Raw genomic sequence first — 16,491 nt, forward strand, 5'->3', positions numbered from 1 at the left:
GGGCCCTAGGCGAGAGCCCAGGCGACATCCCGGAGCAGGGCGTGCCGCCAGCCCGCCCGGTCGTGGTCCGACGCCGACCGGGAGACCCGCACGGTCGCGCCGGCCTGTTCGGTCAGCGTCTCCACCAGGGCGCAGTGGGGGAGCATCCGCGTCTCGTGCTCCCCCACGTCGAACGCGACCCGCAGACCGGACAGGTCGGGACGCCCCCGCAGCCGCGCGGCGACGGCACCGCCGACCGGCCCGCCCAACGGGTCCGCCAGATCCTGTGCGTCGGGCGACCACCACAACGACGCCGACTGGCAGACGACGCGGGACACCAGGTCCGGGAACTCCAACGCCGCGTACAGCGCGCTCAGCCCGCCGAGGCTCTGCCCCGCGACCACCAGCCGGTCACGGTCGGCGGGCACGCCGGACTCCGCGACCAGCGGCAGCAGTTCGTCCCGGACCGCCTCCCACAGTTCGGGCCGGCACCCGAACTCGCCCTTCCTGTCCCTGACCGGAAGGAAGACGAGTGTGACCGGCGGCAGCTCGCCACAGGCGACGGCCGAGTCGAACGCGGTCGTCGCGGGGTGCAGGTACAGCCAGTCGTCCCCGTCGAGCAGCAGGACCACGGGCCCACCGCCGCCCGCCGGGTGGACGCGCACGGTACGCCGCCCGCCGAGCCGTTCCGCGACCCAGCGCAGCCGGGTGCGGGGGAGGGGCAGGACATCGGTGGCGGTGACCGCCGGCCAGTGCGGCTGGGCCGGCGCGTCCGGGGTCGCGGCGATGGACCGGTCACCGCCCGCACCGACCGGGTTGAACGGGTCGGCGTACGCCGCGTCTCCGACGAGGAACCGATACGTCACCCGCAGCCGCGCGGGCATCCGCACCTCGGCGTACCAGCAGTCGGTGTCGCCCCACCGGCGCAGGGGTACCGGCTCCGACCAGCTCTCGAATTCGATGCTCGCCGCTTCGGACCCGCGCCGCAGGAACAGGGTCGCCCAACCGTCGCCGTCGGCCACCGACGCGGGTGTCCTCGCACTCGCCCAGAACGCGTCGGAGCCGGGCTCGCCGGACAGGCCGAACGCGGCGAAGGTGTCTTCTCCCACCGACCTCATCAACGTCTCCTTGTGGAGCGGAAAGTGAGAAGGCTAAGCTCATTTCCCATTAGGCGAGCCTATCCTAATTCTTCGGGAGGCACCGCAGATGAGCACCAACCCCTTCGACGACGCCGACGGCCGTTTCCTCGTCCTGGTGAACGACGAGGGCCAGTACTCGCTCTGGCCGTCCTTCGCCGAGGTGCCCGGAGGGTGGACGATCGCCTTCGGGGAGAACGGCCGGGCCGCCTGCCTGGAGTTCGTCGAGGCCAACTGGAAGGACCTGCGCCCCCGTTCCCTCGTCGAGTCCATGGGCGCCTGACACCCCGTGCTCTGCACCAGACTGACGAACGCCCGCTTCCTCACCATGGATCCCGACCACTCCGTCGCCCACGACCTGGGTGTCTGGCGGGGCCGGATCGTCGGCCTGGACGAGGCGGCGACCTCCCTGCCCGCGCGTGAGGTGGTCGACCTCCAGGGCGCCACCGTGCTGCCCGGGTTCATCGACGCCCATGTCCACCTGGCCTGGACCGGGCTCAAACAGAACACCCCGAGCATCGCGGGCCGCACGCGGATCGACGACGTGCTCGCCGTCGTGGAACAGGCCGTCACGCAGAAGGGCTCGCCCGGCGCCTGGGTGAGCATCGCCGGCTACGACCAGCGGGCCCTGGGCCGCCACCTGACCGCCGCCGAACTGGACAAGGTCAGCCACGGACACAAGCTCTACGTGACGCACGACTCAGGGCACGGCTGCGTAGTCAACTCCGCCGTCCTCGACCTGCTCCCCACCGACATCCCGCACGACCACGGCTTCCTCGCCGAGGGCGCCATGGGCGCCGCCCGCGCGCTGCGCCTGCCGTACTCCCAGGAGGAGTTGGCCCAGGCGATCGGACGGGCCGCCCGCACCTGCCTGGACGAGGGGGTCACCGCCTGCGCCGAAGCCGGTATCGGCGGCACCCTCCTGGGCCACAGCCCCGTCGAGCTGGGCGCGTACCAACTCGCCCGCGAAAAGTCCCTGTTGCCCCTGCGCGTGCAGCTCATGGTGTCCGCGGACCGGCTGCACTCCGTCGCCGCCCACGAAGCCGACGGCATTCCCAGAGCCCTCGACCTCGGTCTGCGCACCGGGTTCGGCGACGACCGGCTGTCCGTGGGCGCGCTGAAGGTCTTCACCGACGGCGGCATGATGGCCCGGACCGCCGCGCTCACCAGTCCGTACGAAGGGCTGGACCACGCCGGCCAGTTGCAGGACGACCCGGACGTGCTCGCGGACACGATCGTGGACGGCCATCTCGCCGGGTGGCAGCTCGCCGTCCACGCGATCGGCGACCGCGCGGCCGACGTCGCCCTGGACGCCCTGGAGCGGGCCCAGCGAATCCTGCCGCGCCCCGGAGCCCGGCACCGCGTCGAGCACGCCGGCCTGATCCGCCCCGACCAGCTCCCCCGCTTCGCGCGGCTGGGCGTCAGCGCGGTCGTACAGCCCAACTTCCTGCGCCACTTCGGCGACGACTACGCGGCGATCATGGGCGAGACCCGGGCCCCCTGGCTCTACCGGGGCAGGGCCTTCCTGGACCACGGCATCACGCTGGTGGGCAGCTCCGACCGCCCCGTCACGGACGGATCCCCGCTGCGCGCCGTCCAGTTCATGGTCGAGCGCTCCTCCGGGTCGGGCCGGACGATCGGCCCCGACGAGGGCATCACCGTCGAGGAGGCCCTGCGCGCCCACACGGTGGCCGGCGCCTTCGCCTGCCACTGGGAGGACGACCTGGGCAGCCTCACCCCGGGCAAGCGCGCCGACCTCGTCGTGCTCGGCGACGACCCCCGGCGCGTCGAACCCTCGCGCATCGGAGACATCGAGGTGGTGGCGACGTACGTCGACGGCCGAGTGCCGGCTTCGTGACCGGCAGCGGCAGCCGGCGGTCGCGGGACCGCGGCCCAGGGCGGCGCCGGTGAACTCCCGGGTGCCGTCTCCGACCTCACCGGCCCCCGGACCGTCAGCCGAAGCTTCCGGCGGACCCGGGAACGCGTCGCGGGTCGCGGGCGGGTCGGAGCCCCGGAGAGAAGCCGGCCGGAGCGGAAAAGCAGTCGACAGACGAGCGCACGACGCACTGTGATGGCCTCGACCGCCGGCCGCGCACAACGGCCCGACCCCAGGAGCTGTCTTTGACAACCGAGCGAACCCCGGACAGCCCCTCGATCGACTCCTCACTGGTCGCCCGCCTGGTCGAGAGGCAGTTCCCGCAGTGGGCGGAGCTGCCCCTGCGGCCGCTCGAACAAGCCGGCTCGGACCATGTGATCCACCGGCTGGGCGAGGAACTGACCGTCCGGCTACCGCGCCATGCCGGCGCCATCGGACAGGCCAGGAAGGAACTCGAGTGGCTGCCCCGGCTCGCCCCCCACCTGCCGCTGGCCGTCCCGGTCCCGGTGGCGGTGGGAGAACCCGATCTCGGCTATCCCTGGCCGTGGGCGGTCTCCCGCTGGCTCGACGGCGAGGTGGCCACGGTCGAGACCCTCGCCGAGTCGTCCGAGGCCGCCGAAGAACTGGCCGGCTTCCTGACCGCACTCCAACGGTTCGCGCCCGGGGAGGCCTCGGACCTGGGCACCGGCGAGGACCTCACCGTCCGGCCGCTGGCTGCTCGGGACGAGGCGACGCGCGCCGCCATCGCGGAGGCGGGCGGCGTGTTCGACACGGCGGCCATGACCGAGCTGTGGGACGCGGCGCTCAACGCGCCCGCATGGGACCGCCCCCCGGTCTGCTTCCACGGCGACTTCCACACGGGCAACCTGCTGACCGTCGACGGCTGCCTCAGCGCGGTCATCGACTTCGGCGAGTTCGGCATCGGCGACCCGGCCCGCGACCTGACCATCGCCTTCACCCTTATGTCGGCGGCGCCGCGAGCCGCCTTCCGCGCCGCGCTCGGCGTGGACGACGCCACGTGGACCCGAGGCCGGGGGTGGGCCCTGGCCACGGGCCTGAACGCGTACGCCTCCTACGCCGCCGTCAACCCCAGGGTCGCCGCGCAGACCACACGGCAGATCACGCAGGCCCTCGTCGGCTAGGTGAACGAGGTTTCGGACGCCGCACCGCTTCGCCCGAGCGTGCGGCCGGCCCGCCGGCAACGCCTCGAAGGCGAGCCCCACCACCGGCCGCCCAGCAGCTGAGGTTGCCGCCGGACTCGACGTCGAGGAGTTGATGGCGCGTACAGGGCGGCGGCCGCGCCGGTGGCTCCTCCAGTCGATCTGTCAGCCGCCGACGTTGACGTCGACGCAGGCGTAGAACGCGTTGTCGGTGTCGGCGACGTTCCCCACGGCGAGAACCTTCTGCTGTCCGGTGAGACGCGTGTCTCTCTCCCGACGGCACCGACACACCGTTCGACGGTACTGGTCAAAGCAGTGCGGAACCGAGGGATGGCTTGCGCCACACGGAGACGTGCGACCTGCTGGACGCGGTGAACGGCGCCTTGTTCCAGTCGGCCCATCGCCCGGACGGGGTCAGGCCGGCGAGCCGGGCCATCAGGTCGAGTTCGGAGGGCCAGACATAGCGGTGCGGTGAGAGGAACGTGGAGCCTCGTCCCTCCACGACGGAGTAGTGGTGGGAGACCAACCGCTGGTGCACCAGGTCGTAGGTGTCGAAGCCGACGTGCCGTTCGCCGACGTGGAACGGGCGCGGTCTCGCCCGGCGGCAGACGCTGCAGTTCGGGGACGAAGACCTCGACCACGAAACGACCTCCTGGCTCGAGATGTTTCGTGGCGTTGCGGAAGCACGTGACCTGCTCGTCCTGGGTGAGCAGGCAGGTGATGGCGTTGTAGACGAGGTAGACCAGGCTGAACGTGCCGGGCGCCGTCGAGGTCGTCATGTCCCCGATGGTCACGGTCACGTCGTCACCGCCGGGCTTCCTGGCGAGCTCCCGCGCCATGGGCTCCGACTTCTCGATCCCGGCCACCCGAACGCCGCGCGCGCTCAGCGCAAGGGCGACGCGCCCTGTCCCCACCGCGAACTCCAGGGCCGCGCCGCGGCCCACCAGGTGCTGGAGGAAGGAAACCGTGGGTCCCAGGACTTCGGTCGCGTACATGTGCGCGGACGACTCGTCGTAGCCCAACGCCACCTGCTCATTCCACACGTCGGCAGTCATGACGTCGAAGGCTGGCACGGTCCCGGTCGGCGAACCAATGGATTTCCCCCCACCGGCGATCTCGCACACCCGGCGAATCCGTTCCGAAGCCGACGAAACCCGAGAAGGCGGCCACCCCCTTGTCCTCACGGGCGAGCCCGAGCGGGATCGCCATCGCGAAGAGGACGGGCAGGAACGTGAAGGCGACCAGCCCCGTGTTGGCCATCCACGTGAAGACGAGGTGCCAGCCCTCGCCCTTCAGGAAGGCAACGTTGTCAGTGACGGCCTCGCTGGAGAGTGAGGAGCCGACGCCCAGCATGATGCCGCAGAACGCGAGCAGGGCCACCGGCAGCATGAACGTCTTGCCGAGTCCCTGGAGGAATTCCCAGAGCGCGGCCTTGGTCTTCTGCATGTGTACGGAACTTTCGAGCCTGGGGGGACGGACCCGCACGCTCGCCGTGGCGATGCGGGGCCCATGGGCGCAACGAGCGGCGGAGGACATCACGTGGGGGTCGGCCGGCCTCGCGCGGTGTACATGGGGGTCGCCCGGTGACCACGCCCAGCAGGGCCGTTCCGCCGGAGGGATCACATCACAGCGGGTCGGCGACTGTCCATGGAGGCTGGTCAAGGCCAGACGTTGGCCTGTGCTTCGAAGACCGCGGGAGCTCCCTCCACGGGGAGCACGCACACCAAGTGCCCACCGGGTACTCGTAGCACGTGACACTCCTGCCACTGGGCGCTCTGCTCCGCCCCCAGGGCGATCAAGCGAGTGGTCTCCGCCTCGATGTCATCGGTTTCGATGTCCAGATGGATACGGGGTGCGTCGTTGACCGCCTGGACGGCAGTGACGAGCCCTGGCAACGCCTGGTGGAGGGTGGTGAACTGCGGTGCCGGCGCGAACGGTTGCGCTTCGACGCCGAGAGCCGCTGACCAGAAGCGAGCCGCCTGGCCCACCTCGGCTTCGGGTGTGTCGATTATGACGGCGTACACTCGACTTCTGTGCATTTCAGCTACCTTCCATCGTGAGATCACGAATCGCCGTGAATGCCACGGTCGTTGGCTGAGCGATCAGCCTCTCAGGCGGTGCTGCACGATGGCGTCGTCGCGGGCGCCGTCCTTGTGTCGCGCCGTGCGGTGTTCCGGTGGCAGCCGGTGCTCCAGGCGCAGCATCAGTGCCGTGCCCAGTGCGGCGAGGACGCCCACGGCGAGCCACGGGAGCAGACGGTTGTGGCTGAAGAGCAGTCCGAAGAGCCCGGGGGCGAGGATGTTCGCGCCGGCGAAGGAGTACTGGAACGCCGCCAGGTAGCTGCCCCGCGAACCGGCAGGTGCCGCGGCCGCGGCGAGCGCGTTCGACGCGGGGCCGTAGACCATCTCCGCGGCGGAGTAGCACACCACCACCGCCACCAGGAACGGCACCAGCGTCTCGGACGGCACGAGAACGGCCGCCGCGGACGCGGCGCACCACACGACCCACAGCCCGCCGGCCCAGGCCATGGCGCGGGCACGGGTGCAGCGGCGACGCACGAACCGGGTGATGGCTGCCGTGCAGGTGGCCAGCAGGAGAGTGTTCAGGGCCAGCAGGGGGCCGGACAGCCAGTCCGGTCCGGACAGACCCTGAACGATGTAAACGGGCAGCGACAGGGCCAGGAACGAACTGCACAGGGCGAAGATCGTGCACGTCCCGATCAGCGCGAGGTAGGGCGGGTCGCGCAGCAGTGCCCGGTGTCCGGAGCGGCCCTCGGCCGGAGGCGGCGCGTGCGGGACGGACGGCACGGCGAGGACGACCAGCACCGCGGCGACCAGGAAGGCCAGTGCGCTGCCGAGAATCAACCCGTCATAGACGAGAGCGGAGTCGACGGCGAGCACAGCGCCCGCGATCACCGCCCCACCGCCGCCGCCGGCTTCCCTGATCATCCCGGTCCGTGCGAACCAGTGGTCCTTGGCGTCGACCCCCTCGGTGCCCGTTCCCTCGGCGTCCGCCTGGTCGGCGACGAGTGTGAAGACGGACGACCAGTACACGCGCAGGCCGACCGTCGTCACCAGGACGGCGACCACCAGCGAACCCGCTCCGGAAACTGCCAGGTAGAGCAGGAAGCCCGCTCCTTGCAGAGCCTGGCCGCCGGCGACCACCAACCGCGGCCCGATCCGGTCGACCAGGCGTCCGACCAGCAACGGCAACGGCAGGGTCAGGGCGGTGGTCACGCTGACGAGCACACCGAGCGTCGCCAGATCGAGATCAGTGACCTTCACGAAGTACAGAAGCGACAGCGGCAGATACAGGCCCGTGCCCAGTGCGTCGACCGCCACCGCACCAGGAGCGGCCAGCGCCACGTCGTGCCCCGCTCTCGTCGCACCCGCCCACCCGATGACCAGCCCTCGTTTGTAGCAAGGGACGGTGCCGGCCCTCAACTGCTTATGGCTGCCGGAAGCGCTCCTCAGCGGTCCGTGTGGTCCCCCGCCCACACGGTGGGGGTTCGGCCCGACCACGGGTTTGCCCGTTCGAGTTGTCCGGCGAGGCGGAAGAGGCGGCCTTCGAGCCCGTAACCGGCGGCGAACTGCATACCGATCGGGAGTCCGCTCTCGGCGTCGGCCGTCACCGGCACGGACATGGCGGGCGTGCCCGCCACATTGAACGGCATGGTGAACGGCGAGAGGTCGTTGAGGCGGTTGATCCAGCCGAGGCCGTCCAGGGCCTCCGCGCCCTCGGCACAGGCGCCCAGGGGCAAAGGAAGCTCCGGCAAGGTCGGGGTGAGGAGTATGTCGTGCGTGGCGAAGTGTCGTGCCAGGCTTCGAGCGACCCGGTTTCGGATCGTGAGAGCGGTGACGAACTGGGCGCCACTGACCCGCTGCCCGTAGTGGTAGCCGGCGAGGGTCACCGGCTCGAGGGTCGAGGAGTCGACGGGCCGGCCGAAGGCGGCGGCCAGCCCGTCGGCCGAGGCCGCGAGGTTCGCCGCCAGCAGACGGGCGTTGGCCAGCACGAACTCCTCCCAGTCGGCCCCGAGGGCGACCTCGACCTCTTCCACCCGGTGGCCGAGGGATTCCAGCAGACGTACGGTGCGAGCGAGAGCGTCGGCCACTGGCGTGGTGGTGCGGCGGCCACCCCATGCCCGGGTGAGGACACCGATCCGCAGCGAGCCCGGGTGGCGGGTGACTTCCTCCGCGTAGGGCCGGGACGGCTGCTGGGCGAAGTAGGGATCACCCGGTTCGGGGCCGCGGATCTGGTCGAGCAGTGCCGCACTGTCGCGAACGGTACGGCTGACGCCGCCGTGCACGGCGAGGCCGCTGAACACCTCGTCGGCGTCGGGGCCCATCGAGACCCGGCCGCGGGTGGGCTTCAACCCGAAGAGGCCGTTGTGGGCGGCGGGTATGCGGAGCGAGCCGGCCGCGTCGGTGGCGTGTGCGACCGGGACCACCCCGGCAGCGACAGCCGCGCCCGCGCCCCCGCTGGATCCGCCCGCGCTCCGCGCCGGGTCCCACGGATTGCGGGTCGGACCGTACAGCTCTGGTTCCGTCGTGATGCTGTAGGCCAACTCCGGAGTCGCGGTACGCCCGAACGTCACGAGGCCTGCCTGACGGAAGCGCAGCATCAGGGAGGAGTCGGCGCCGGCGACGTTGCCGGCCGCGAGGCGGCTGCCCAGCTCCATTCGCCTCCCGGCCATGGAAACTCCGATGTCCTTGATCAGGAATGGCACTCCGGCCAGCGGTGAACTGCCCGGGTGGGGCTCGTCGTCGGCCGGCCATGTCTCCACGACGGCGTTGATCCGGCCGTTGACCGCCTGTGCCGCCTCGAGTGCGGCTGCCGTCAGTTCGGCGGGGGTCACCTCGCCTTTGGCCACGAGCTCCGCGAGCCCGACCGCGTCGAAGTCCACGTACTCGGCAACTCTCACTGTCACTCCCGGTGGAAACTGGAACGATACCGTTGGGTACCTAGTGATACCCAACGGTATCGCATGGAACGGACTGGTACCGTAACAGCGGATGGGGAGCCCGCAACCGACGGGACGTCACGGAGTAGTCATGGCATCGACCGGCAGAAGGCCGAGCAGGGTGGCGAAACTGCCGCCTCGGGAGCGCATCCTCGACGCGGCGGAAGAGCTGTTCCAGAGCGAGGGGATCCGGCGGGTGGGCGTCCAGGCGATCGCCGAGCGGGCCGAGACCACCAAGATGGCGATCTACCGGCACTTCGAAACCAAGGACGCCCTGGTCGCCGAGTGGTTGCGCATCGTCGCCGCCGACTACCAGGCGGCCTTCGACCGGGCCGAGGCCGAACACCCCGGCCGGCCCGGAGACCAGATCCTGGCCCTGGCCCGCTTCATCGCCGAGGGCCTGCCGGCGATCTCCCACCGGGGCTGCCCGTTCATCAACTCCATCGCCGAACTGCCCGACCGCTCCCATCCCGCACGGCAGGTGATCGAGGAGCACAAGGCCCGTCAGACCCGGAGACTCGTCGGCCTGTGCGCCGAGGCCGGACTGCCCGACCCCGAGCAGACCGCGGCCGAGATCACCTTCCTGCTCGAAGGCGCTCAGGTCAGCACACAGAACGGAAGCATCGATCAGACGGGGGCTCGACTGATGAGCATCGTCGAGGGAATCATCGGCCGGCACCGCTCCGCCTGCGGCTCACCCCGGACGACCACCGACTGACCGCTCCGGCTTCAACTCGGCGTGGACGTCGGCGGTGTCCCCACTCGCGATGAGCGTTGCGCCATTGCCGCGCAACGCTGCGAGGGCGGCTGTGTTGTGCGCTGTGGTGTCCGCGACCACGACCTGCGCACCGGCCCTGGCGGCTTCACCGAGGAGTACGCGGAGTGCGGCGCTGCCTATCCCGCGGCCGCGTTGGGAACGGGCGAGCCACATGCCCGTCTCCAGGACTTCCCGGCTACCCCGGACAGCCAGCCGGGCCGACCCCACTGTCTTCCCCTCGTGGGTGATCGCGAAGGTGGATTCCCGGAGCGGGCCGGCAAGTCCAGGGCGCCGGGCGCGGTGCCACGCCCGGAAGGCTTCCCGCCGTGTCGGCGTCCAGCCGGGTGGACCGGCCACTGGAGGCATGACCTCCTCGGGCTCGGCGTCCTCGACGGCCACGGCGAGGAGTTCCTCGAGGCTCACCTCGTCCATCTGCCGCAGTTCCACCCGACCGACCACGTTGGTTCCCTCCGGTGCGTGTTGGACGCCGCTTGCCGATCCTGACGTCGGCGGCGAGAGGTTCCGGACGGGTCAGCGCGCGACCCGAGGAATACGCTTCTCCCAGGTGCGCCGGAAGACGATGTCCTCTCCGTCGCGGCACACCACCTCGTTGGAGGTGACGAAGTCATCGGCGTCGCAGGTGATCTCCGACCGGGTATCGACCCGCACATCCCAAGCGCGTTCCGGCCGGTGCAGGCGGACGGTCCAGTCGGACCTGGCCCGCGCCGAGAGCGGGTCGTCCTCCCTGATGGTGTAGGTCTCCAGCGCGTCCTCGGTGAACTCCAGGCCGTCCGGGTACACGCGGGTCCCGCCGTAGCGCGGATCCACCTCCAGCCGCCACTCGCCCTCGGCCACGTCGCGCACCACGAGTCGCTCCGGGCGCTGCTCCTCCTGGGCCGCCGGCACCGCGACGCGCAACGGCTCGGACTGCTCGGGCGGCTCGAAGCGGATGCCGGTGTCCTCGGGGTGTTCCCCGGCGTCGCGCACCGGCAGCGCGAGTGCCGAGCCGGCCGGCTCCAGGACGAAGCCGTCGGAACCCGCCTGCGGCCAGATCCACGGCCAGTAGGCGGAGGAGACGGCGAGCCGGATGCGGTGTCCGGCCGGGAAGGTGTGGCCGATGCCGTTGAGCTGGAAGGCCACCGTCTCGGTGGCGCCGGGCTGCCAGGGAACGTTGCGGTCCCGGCCCTGGCGCGCGGCCAGGTTGAGGGCGCCGCGGGTCACCAAGGTCGAAGATCCGTCCGGCGCGACGTCGCAGAGCCGGGCGACGGCCTGCCCGTACGGTACGTCCATCCGAAGGCGCAGGGTCACTTCGGGACGCCCGAGGATCTCGATGGGGCCGTCGGTGACGGGGAACTCGAAGCACGCCGAGCGGGCGTCCTCCTCGCGCTGGTCGGGCGGCAGGTCGGCGTCGTTGCCGAAGGGGAAGAACCGTCCGGCGTCGACGCCGGTGTGCTGGGGAGAGCGTACGACGACCGGGTCGCCCCCGAGGGCGTGCGGCGTGGGGGTGATGTACGGGGACGGCCAGGCCGGGTCGCCGACCCAGCGGCCCGGCAGTTCGGGGTAGACGGTGGCCGGCCGGTGCGACTCGCTGATCCAGGAGCGGAGCAGCGGTTCGTCCATGACGCCGTTGTCCACCCCCTTCAGGTGCCGGTCCCACCAGCGCAGCGTCTCCTGGAGGAAGCCGATCGGCGGGCCCGGCGGCAGTCCGCGGTCCGGGTACTGGTGGGACCAGGGCCCGATCAGCCCGCGCACCCGTTCGTTCGGCAGGTGCTCCACGAGCCGGAGAACGGTGTCCCGGTACGGGTCGTGCCAGCCGCCCACGGCGAGGACGGCGGCGTTGATCGCGGAGTAGTCCTCGCAGACGCTGCCGTGCCTCCAGTAGTCGTCGCGAAGCTGGTGGGCGAGCCAGGTGTGGATGAACGGGTCGACGGCCTCCAGCCGTCGCAGCCACATCTCCCGCCACTCCTGACCGGCGTACTCCGGGTCCGGCGGGCGGCAGACGAACGCCAGCATGGTGGAGGCCCAGGCGTGCATGTCGACGCCGAGCACCGAGCCGCCCATGTAGTGCACGTCGTTGTCGTACCGGTCGTCCGCGGAGCAGACGGTGACGACGGCCTTCAGCGGTTCGGGAGCGAGCGCGGCGATCTGGAGCGAGTTGAAACCGCCCCAGGAGATGCCGAACATGCCCACGTTGCCGTCGCACCAGGGCTGCGCGGCCAGCCACTCGACGACCGCGACACCGTCGGCCAGCTCGGTGGCGTCGTACTCGTCGCCCGGCAGGCCGCCGCTGTTGCCGTGCCCGCGCACGTCGACGCGGACGGAGGCGTAGCCGTGCCCCGCGTACCAGGGGTGGCGCTGGCTGTCGCGGGGCGCGGTCCAGTCGCTGAGCCGGTACGGCAGGTACTCCAGCAGGGCCGGCACCGGCTCATCGGTGACCGGCCGCCAGATCCGCGCGTAGAGCCGGGTGCCGTCCGGCAGGGGGATACGGATGTCGTCGTGGGTCGTCTCGTACGGGAAGTCCGTGCGGATGTGCATGGGGCGGTACCTTCCGGCGGGCCGGGTGCTCAGTGGACGGGGTGCATCGTGCGCCGCAGCCACGGCGCCAGGGCTACGACGACCAGGCCGAGGACGACGGCGATGGAGCCGTTGACGCCGAAGTACACGGGGTGCGAGACGTCGTCGTAGATCTTCACCACCTGGGCCTGGATGCCGTTGGCGAGGGCCAGGGAGAGGAACCACAGGGCCATGGTCTGGCTGGAGAACGCCTTCGGTGCCAGCTTGCTGCTGGCCGAGAGGCCCGAGGTCTCCAGGAGCACGTCGCCGAGACCGAGCAGCAGGTAGGAGCCGACGATCCACCAGGCGGCCATCCGGTAGTCGGTGCCTTCGTGCCCGGAGGTGGGCACCACCATGAGCAGGAACGACAGGCCACCGAGGATGACCCCGAGCGCGATCTTGTTCGAGGCGTGCGGCTGGCGGCGGCCCATCCGTACCCAGACGGCCGCGACCACGGGGGCCAGCGCCACCTCGAAGGCGCCGAGTGCGGAGGCGTACCAGCTGGACGGGAAGTCGAAGCCGAGGATCGTGGTGTCGGCGTTGGTCGACGCGAGCAGGATCATCGTCGAGTACGCCTGGAAGAGGATGAAGTTGAAGACCACCGAGGCGAGGAAGAGGACGATGTAGGGACGCAGCCGCCCGCGTTCCTCCGCGGTGACCCGGGGGCTGGTGAACATGACCCAGAAGTAGACGACCGGTGCGATCACCGAGACGACCGTGAGCACGTCGACGAACCGGTCCATGGTGAGCCAGCCGGCGCCCGCGAGCACGCCGCACAGCACGGCGAAGGCCAGGCCCCCGGCGACCATCAGCCACACGGCCCGGCGCATGGCCGCCGGGGCCAGTGCGAACTCGGCGGCGTGCTTGCGGCCGGCGAGGTGACGGCGCCCGGCGATGTACTGGATCAGCCCCAGCGTCATCCCGAACGCGGCGGCGGAGAAGCCCCAGTGCCAGCCCTGGTGCTCGCCGAGCCAGCCGGTGATCAGCGGACCGGCGAAGGCGCCGATGTTGATGCCCATGTAGTACAGGGCGAAGCCGGCGTCCCGGCGGTCGTCGTCGGTGCGGTAGAGCTTGCCGACCATGGCGGCCACGTTGGGCTTGAGCAGGCCGGTACCGGCGCTGATCAGGCCCAGGCCGACCCAGGTCATGGCGGCGGTGGGCACGGCCATGGAGTAGTGCCCCAGAGCGATGAGGATGCCTCCCCACAGGACCGCCCGGTACGAGCCGAGGATGCGGTCGGCGAGCCATCCGCCTCCGACGGAGACCAGGTAGACGAGGGTCCCGTAGGCGGCCGACACGGACGCGGCGGTGCCGGCGTCCATGCCCAGGCCCTCGTTCGCCACCGAGTCGGCGAAGTACAGGACCAGGATCGCCTGCATGCCCAGGAACGAGAAGCGCTCCCAGACCTCCAGGGCGGACAGCGTGAGCAGGCCCTTCGGCTGCCCGAAGAAGGCGCGGTCGTCCTGCGCCGGAGGCTGCTCGTCGTCGGCTGCCTGGGGATGAGCACGTTCTGTCATGAGTCCTGTCGCCGGTCGGGGGGTGCTGGACTGCTGCACAGCAGAACTGGCGCATACGGAACATACCGGCACCTGTTCGCGACGCGCACAGCGACATGACAGTCAGTCCCACGTCGCCGCTCAGGAGATCAGGGATCACCCCTACTTCGCAAATGCGTACGTCGCCGCCGTCCCCGCTCGAGCCGGGCGACCCGCCGGCCCCGGGCGGGGCCGGCGCGTAGCCCACCCCCTACGGAGGTATCACCTCCGACTTGGCTCCTCAGCGTGACGCCCTGCCTCCCACCGCCTTCCTACCTTCCTCCCCGGCACCACGGACGAGACAGAGGGAGAGGGACGGATGCGCCGCTTCAAGAAGACCCTGACCACTGCCGTACTGACCACACTGCTGGTCGGCAGCACGGCGGGCTGGGCCTCGGCGGGCAGCGAGAGCGCGCCGAGCGGTCCGCTCCCCGGCACCGCCGCCTGGCTGGCGGACGACTTTCCGGGGCAGGGGCTACCGGACCCCACCACGGCCACGCCTTCCGAAGTGGCGGCCTTCTTCGCGGACCTGACCGACGCTCAGCAGCAGCGACTCGTCGAGGACCACCCCACCGTGGTGGGCAACCTCGACGGCGTTCCCGTGCACCTCCGTTACGAGGCCAACGTCCCGGCAGGCGACCAGGTCCTGGCGTACGACCCACGCGGCCGCGGCCTGATCGCGCAGGTCGCGGGCGACCTGGAGAACGCCACCCACGTCTCGGTGATCGTCCCCGGCTCGGACATCGACGTCTCGACGTTCGACCGTACGGCACAGTGGGCCGCCGACCTCCAGGCGGAGGCGGGTGACGACACGGCCGTCATCGCCTGGGCCGGCTACACCACCCCCTCCGGCATCGGCCCCGACCTGGCGACGGGCCGGCTCGCCGAGACCGGCGCCGAGCGCCTCACCCGTCTCACCGACGGCCTGGACGCGGCCGGCCTTCCCGACCCCTCCCTCTTCTGCCACAGCTACGGCTCGGTGGTCTGCGGCCTCGCCGCCCCCGACACCGACGCGAGCGACATCGTCGTCATGGGCTCGCCCGGCATGCGCGCCGACAACGTCACCGCACTCGGCACCGAGGCCGACGTCTGGGCGGCCAAGTCCCCGGACGACTGGATCGACCGCGTCCCCAACGTCGAGGTCCTGGGCCTGGGCCACGGCGCGGACCCCACCTCGCCCGGCTTCGGCGCGACCGTCCTGCCCGCCGACGACGTCCCCGCGCACGACGAGTACTTCACCACCGGCACCTCCACCCTGACCGCGTTCGCGGCGATCGCCGGCGGAGACCTGTGATGAAGACCCCCACGAAGCTCGCGAGGCTCACCGCCAAGATCGACGACCGGACCCCCGCCCACCGCGACCGCGCCGTCGACGGCCTGCGCGCGCTGGCGCTCCTGGCCGTCCCGACCGGCCACTGGCTGCTCGGCGGCTTCACCCTCGACACTGGCGGCGGCCTGCACAACGCCAGCCCGCTGGCCACGTTCGGCGCGCTGGCCCCGGCCGGCTGGTTCCTTCAGATGCTGGGCATCTTCTTCCTGGTCGGCGGCTACTCCTCGTACCTCTCCCACCAGCGCCGCAAGGGCTCGGCCCGCGAGTGGATCACCGGCCGGCTCACCCGCCTGGGCCGCCCGGTCCTCGGCGTCACCGCCGTATGGGCGCTGCTGCTCCCCACCCTCCATTACGGCCTCGGCGTCCCGACCGCCACCCTGCACACCGCGTCGACACTGGTCGTCCAGCCCCTGTGGTTCGTCGGCGTCTACGCCGTGATCACGGCCCTCACGCCGTACTGCCTCCGCGCCTCGCGGCGCCTCGGCTTCTGGTCCGCGGCCCCGCTGCTCGGCTCGGTCGCGGTGGTCGACTTCCTGCGTTACGGGCCGTACGCGGACGCGATGCCGACCTGGCTGAGTCTGCTCAATCTGCTTCCGGGCTGGATGTTCGCCTACCAGTTGGGCGTGTCCTGGGCGGACAAGCGGCTGGGCCGCCGCGAGGCGTGGCTGCTGTTCGCGGGCGGCGCGGCCCTGTTCGCCACCTTGCTGCTCGCCTTCCACTACCCGGCGTCGATGGTGGGCGTGCCCGGCGCGTCCCGTACCAACTCCCACCCGCCGTCCCTGCTGGTCCTGGCGCTCGCGGCCGCCCAGTCCGGTGCGGCGATCCTGCTGCGCGACCGGCTGGCCCGGCTGCTCCGGCGCCCCGCCCTGTGGGCCCCGGTGGTGATCATCAACGTGGCGGCGATGACGATCCTGTGCTGGCACCAGACGGCGATGCTCGCCGCCGCGGTCCCCGCCTCGTACTTCGGCGAGATCCCCGGCCTGACCACCGCGCCGGACACGGCCGGATGGATCCTGGCGCGGATGGCCTGGATGCCGCTCCTCGCGGGGCTGCTGGTGGCGATCACGAAGTTCGCCCGGCCCCTGGAGACCCCGTGGGACCGCACCGGCACGACCCGCCGCGCGGCGGCGGGCGTGCTCGCGGCGGGCTTCGCCTACTTCGCGCTCGCCGCGTGAGTGACGTAGAGGCACCGCCGTACCACCGTG

The 16,491-nt window shown here is 71.3% G+C and carries 14 protein-coding genes and 2 pseudogenes; 6 read left to right on the top strand and 10 right to left on the bottom strand.

What is annotated here, in order from left to right:
- Positions 1–5: 5 nt before the first annotated feature.
- The gene (locus tag ACFW48_RS12775) at positions 6–1,097 is read right to left on the bottom strand and encodes an alpha/beta fold hydrolase (protein WP_386313512.1); all 1,092 of its coding nucleotides are present in this window, start codon (positions 1,095–1,097) and stop codon (positions 6–8) included.
- Between the two features lie 88 nt (positions 1,098–1,185).
- On the opposite strand from ACFW48_RS12775, the gene ACFW48_RS12780 reads away from it, so the two are divergent.
- The 3 genes from ACFW48_RS12780 (at position 1,186) to ACFW48_RS12790 (ending at position 4,133) form a co-directional block, all read left to right on the top strand.
- Positions 1,186–1,398, top strand: coding sequence for an MbtH family protein (locus ACFW48_RS12780; protein WP_386313514.1), 213 nt, complete (start codon positions 1,186–1,188; stop codon positions 1,396–1,398).
- 6 nt (positions 1,399–1,404) lie between these two features.
- Positions 1,405–2,973: an amidohydrolase gene (locus tag ACFW48_RS12785; protein WP_386313515.1), complete on the top strand. Its 1,569-nt coding sequence runs from the start codon at positions 1,405–1,407 to the stop codon at positions 2,971–2,973.
- A 263-nt stretch (positions 2,974–3,236) separates the two neighbouring features.
- Positions 3,237–4,133: an aminoglycoside phosphotransferase family protein gene (locus ACFW48_RS12790; protein WP_386313518.1), complete on the top strand. Its 897-nt coding sequence runs from the start codon at positions 3,237–3,239 to the stop codon at positions 4,131–4,133.
- A gap of 183 nt (positions 4,134–4,316) precedes the next feature.
- On the opposite strand, the pseudogene ACFW48_RS12795 reads toward ACFW48_RS12790, so the two are convergent.
- From ACFW48_RS12795 to ACFW48_RS12820, 6 genes and pseudogenes are all read right to left on the bottom strand, one after another.
- A pseudogene (locus ACFW48_RS12795) lies at positions 4,317–4,409 on the bottom strand (chitin-binding protein); the annotation flags it as partial.
- Between the two features lie 49 nt (positions 4,410–4,458).
- Positions 4,459–5,206: pseudogene (locus ACFW48_RS12800) on the bottom strand (methyltransferase domain-containing protein).
- On the bottom strand, positions 5,184–5,597 hold the full coding sequence (locus tag ACFW48_RS12805; RefSeq protein WP_386313520.1) for a PTS transporter subunit EIIC: 414 nt from the start codon (positions 5,595–5,597) through the stop codon (positions 5,184–5,186). The pseudogene ACFW48_RS12800 and the gene ACFW48_RS12805 overlap by 23 nt, the downstream one beginning before the upstream one ends.
- A 212-nt stretch (positions 5,598–5,809) precedes the next feature.
- Positions 5,810–6,175 (bottom strand): VOC family protein, encoded by a 366-nt coding sequence (locus ACFW48_RS12810; protein WP_386313522.1) that lies wholly within the window; start codon positions 6,173–6,175, stop codon positions 5,810–5,812.
- A gap of 78 nt (positions 6,176–6,253) precedes the next feature.
- Positions 6,254–7,492 carry an MFS transporter gene (locus tag ACFW48_RS12815; RefSeq protein WP_386313525.1) on the bottom strand — a complete coding sequence of 413 codons (1,239 nt, stop codon included), beginning with the start codon at positions 7,490–7,492 and terminating at the stop codon, positions 6,254–6,256.
- Positions 7,493–7,620: 128 nt separating this feature from the next.
- Positions 7,621–9,072 (bottom strand): amidase, encoded by a 1,452-nt coding sequence (locus ACFW48_RS12820; protein ID WP_386313527.1) that lies wholly within the window; start codon positions 9,070–9,072, stop codon positions 7,621–7,623.
- A 130-nt stretch (positions 9,073–9,202) separates the two neighbouring features.
- Between ACFW48_RS12820 and ACFW48_RS12825 the strand changes: the two genes are divergently transcribed.
- Positions 9,203–9,829, top strand: a complete 627-nt coding sequence (locus ACFW48_RS12825) for a TetR/AcrR family transcriptional regulator (protein ID WP_386313529.1) — start codon at positions 9,203–9,205, stop codon at positions 9,827–9,829.
- On the opposite strand, the gene ACFW48_RS12830 is transcribed toward ACFW48_RS12825, so the two are convergent.
- The 3 genes from ACFW48_RS12830 to ACFW48_RS12840 form a co-directional block, all read right to left on the bottom strand.
- Positions 9,806–10,327 (bottom strand): GNAT family N-acetyltransferase, encoded by a 522-nt coding sequence (locus tag ACFW48_RS12830; RefSeq protein WP_386313532.1) that lies wholly within the window; start codon positions 10,325–10,327, stop codon positions 9,806–9,808. The two genes, ACFW48_RS12825 and ACFW48_RS12830, sit on opposite strands and share 24 nt — an antisense overlap.
- Positions 10,328–10,399: 72 nt before the next feature.
- A complete protein-coding gene (locus tag ACFW48_RS12835; RefSeq protein ID WP_386313534.1) occupies positions 10,400–12,403 on the bottom strand; it encodes a CocE/NonD family hydrolase in 2,004 nt (667 codons plus the stop codon).
- Positions 12,404–12,432: 29 nt separating this feature from the next.
- Positions 12,433–13,938 (bottom strand): peptide MFS transporter, encoded by a 1,506-nt coding sequence (locus tag ACFW48_RS12840; protein ID WP_386313536.1) that lies wholly within the window; start codon positions 13,936–13,938, stop codon positions 12,433–12,435.
- Positions 13,939–14,275: 337 nt separating this feature from the next.
- On the opposite strand from ACFW48_RS12840, the gene ACFW48_RS12845 reads away from it, so the two are divergent.
- Both ACFW48_RS12845 and ACFW48_RS12850 read left to right on the top strand, forming a co-directional pair.
- Positions 14,276–15,250, top strand: a complete 975-nt coding sequence (locus tag ACFW48_RS12845; protein WP_386313538.1) for an alpha/beta hydrolase — start codon at positions 14,276–14,278, stop codon at positions 15,248–15,250.
- The gene (locus ACFW48_RS12850; protein ID WP_386313541.1) at positions 15,250–16,461 is read left to right on the top strand and encodes an acyltransferase; all 1,212 of its coding nucleotides are present in this window, start codon (positions 15,250–15,252) and stop codon (positions 16,459–16,461) included. Before ACFW48_RS12845 ends, ACFW48_RS12850 begins: the two co-directional genes overlap by 1 nt.
- The last annotated feature ends 30 nt before the right edge of the window (positions 16,462–16,491 follow it).

Source organism: Streptomyces sp. NPDC058812 (genome assembly GCF_042744565.1).
GTDB classification, from domain to species: domain Bacteria; phylum Actinomycetota; class Actinomycetes; order Streptomycetales; family Streptomycetaceae; genus Streptomyces; species Streptomyces thinghirensis.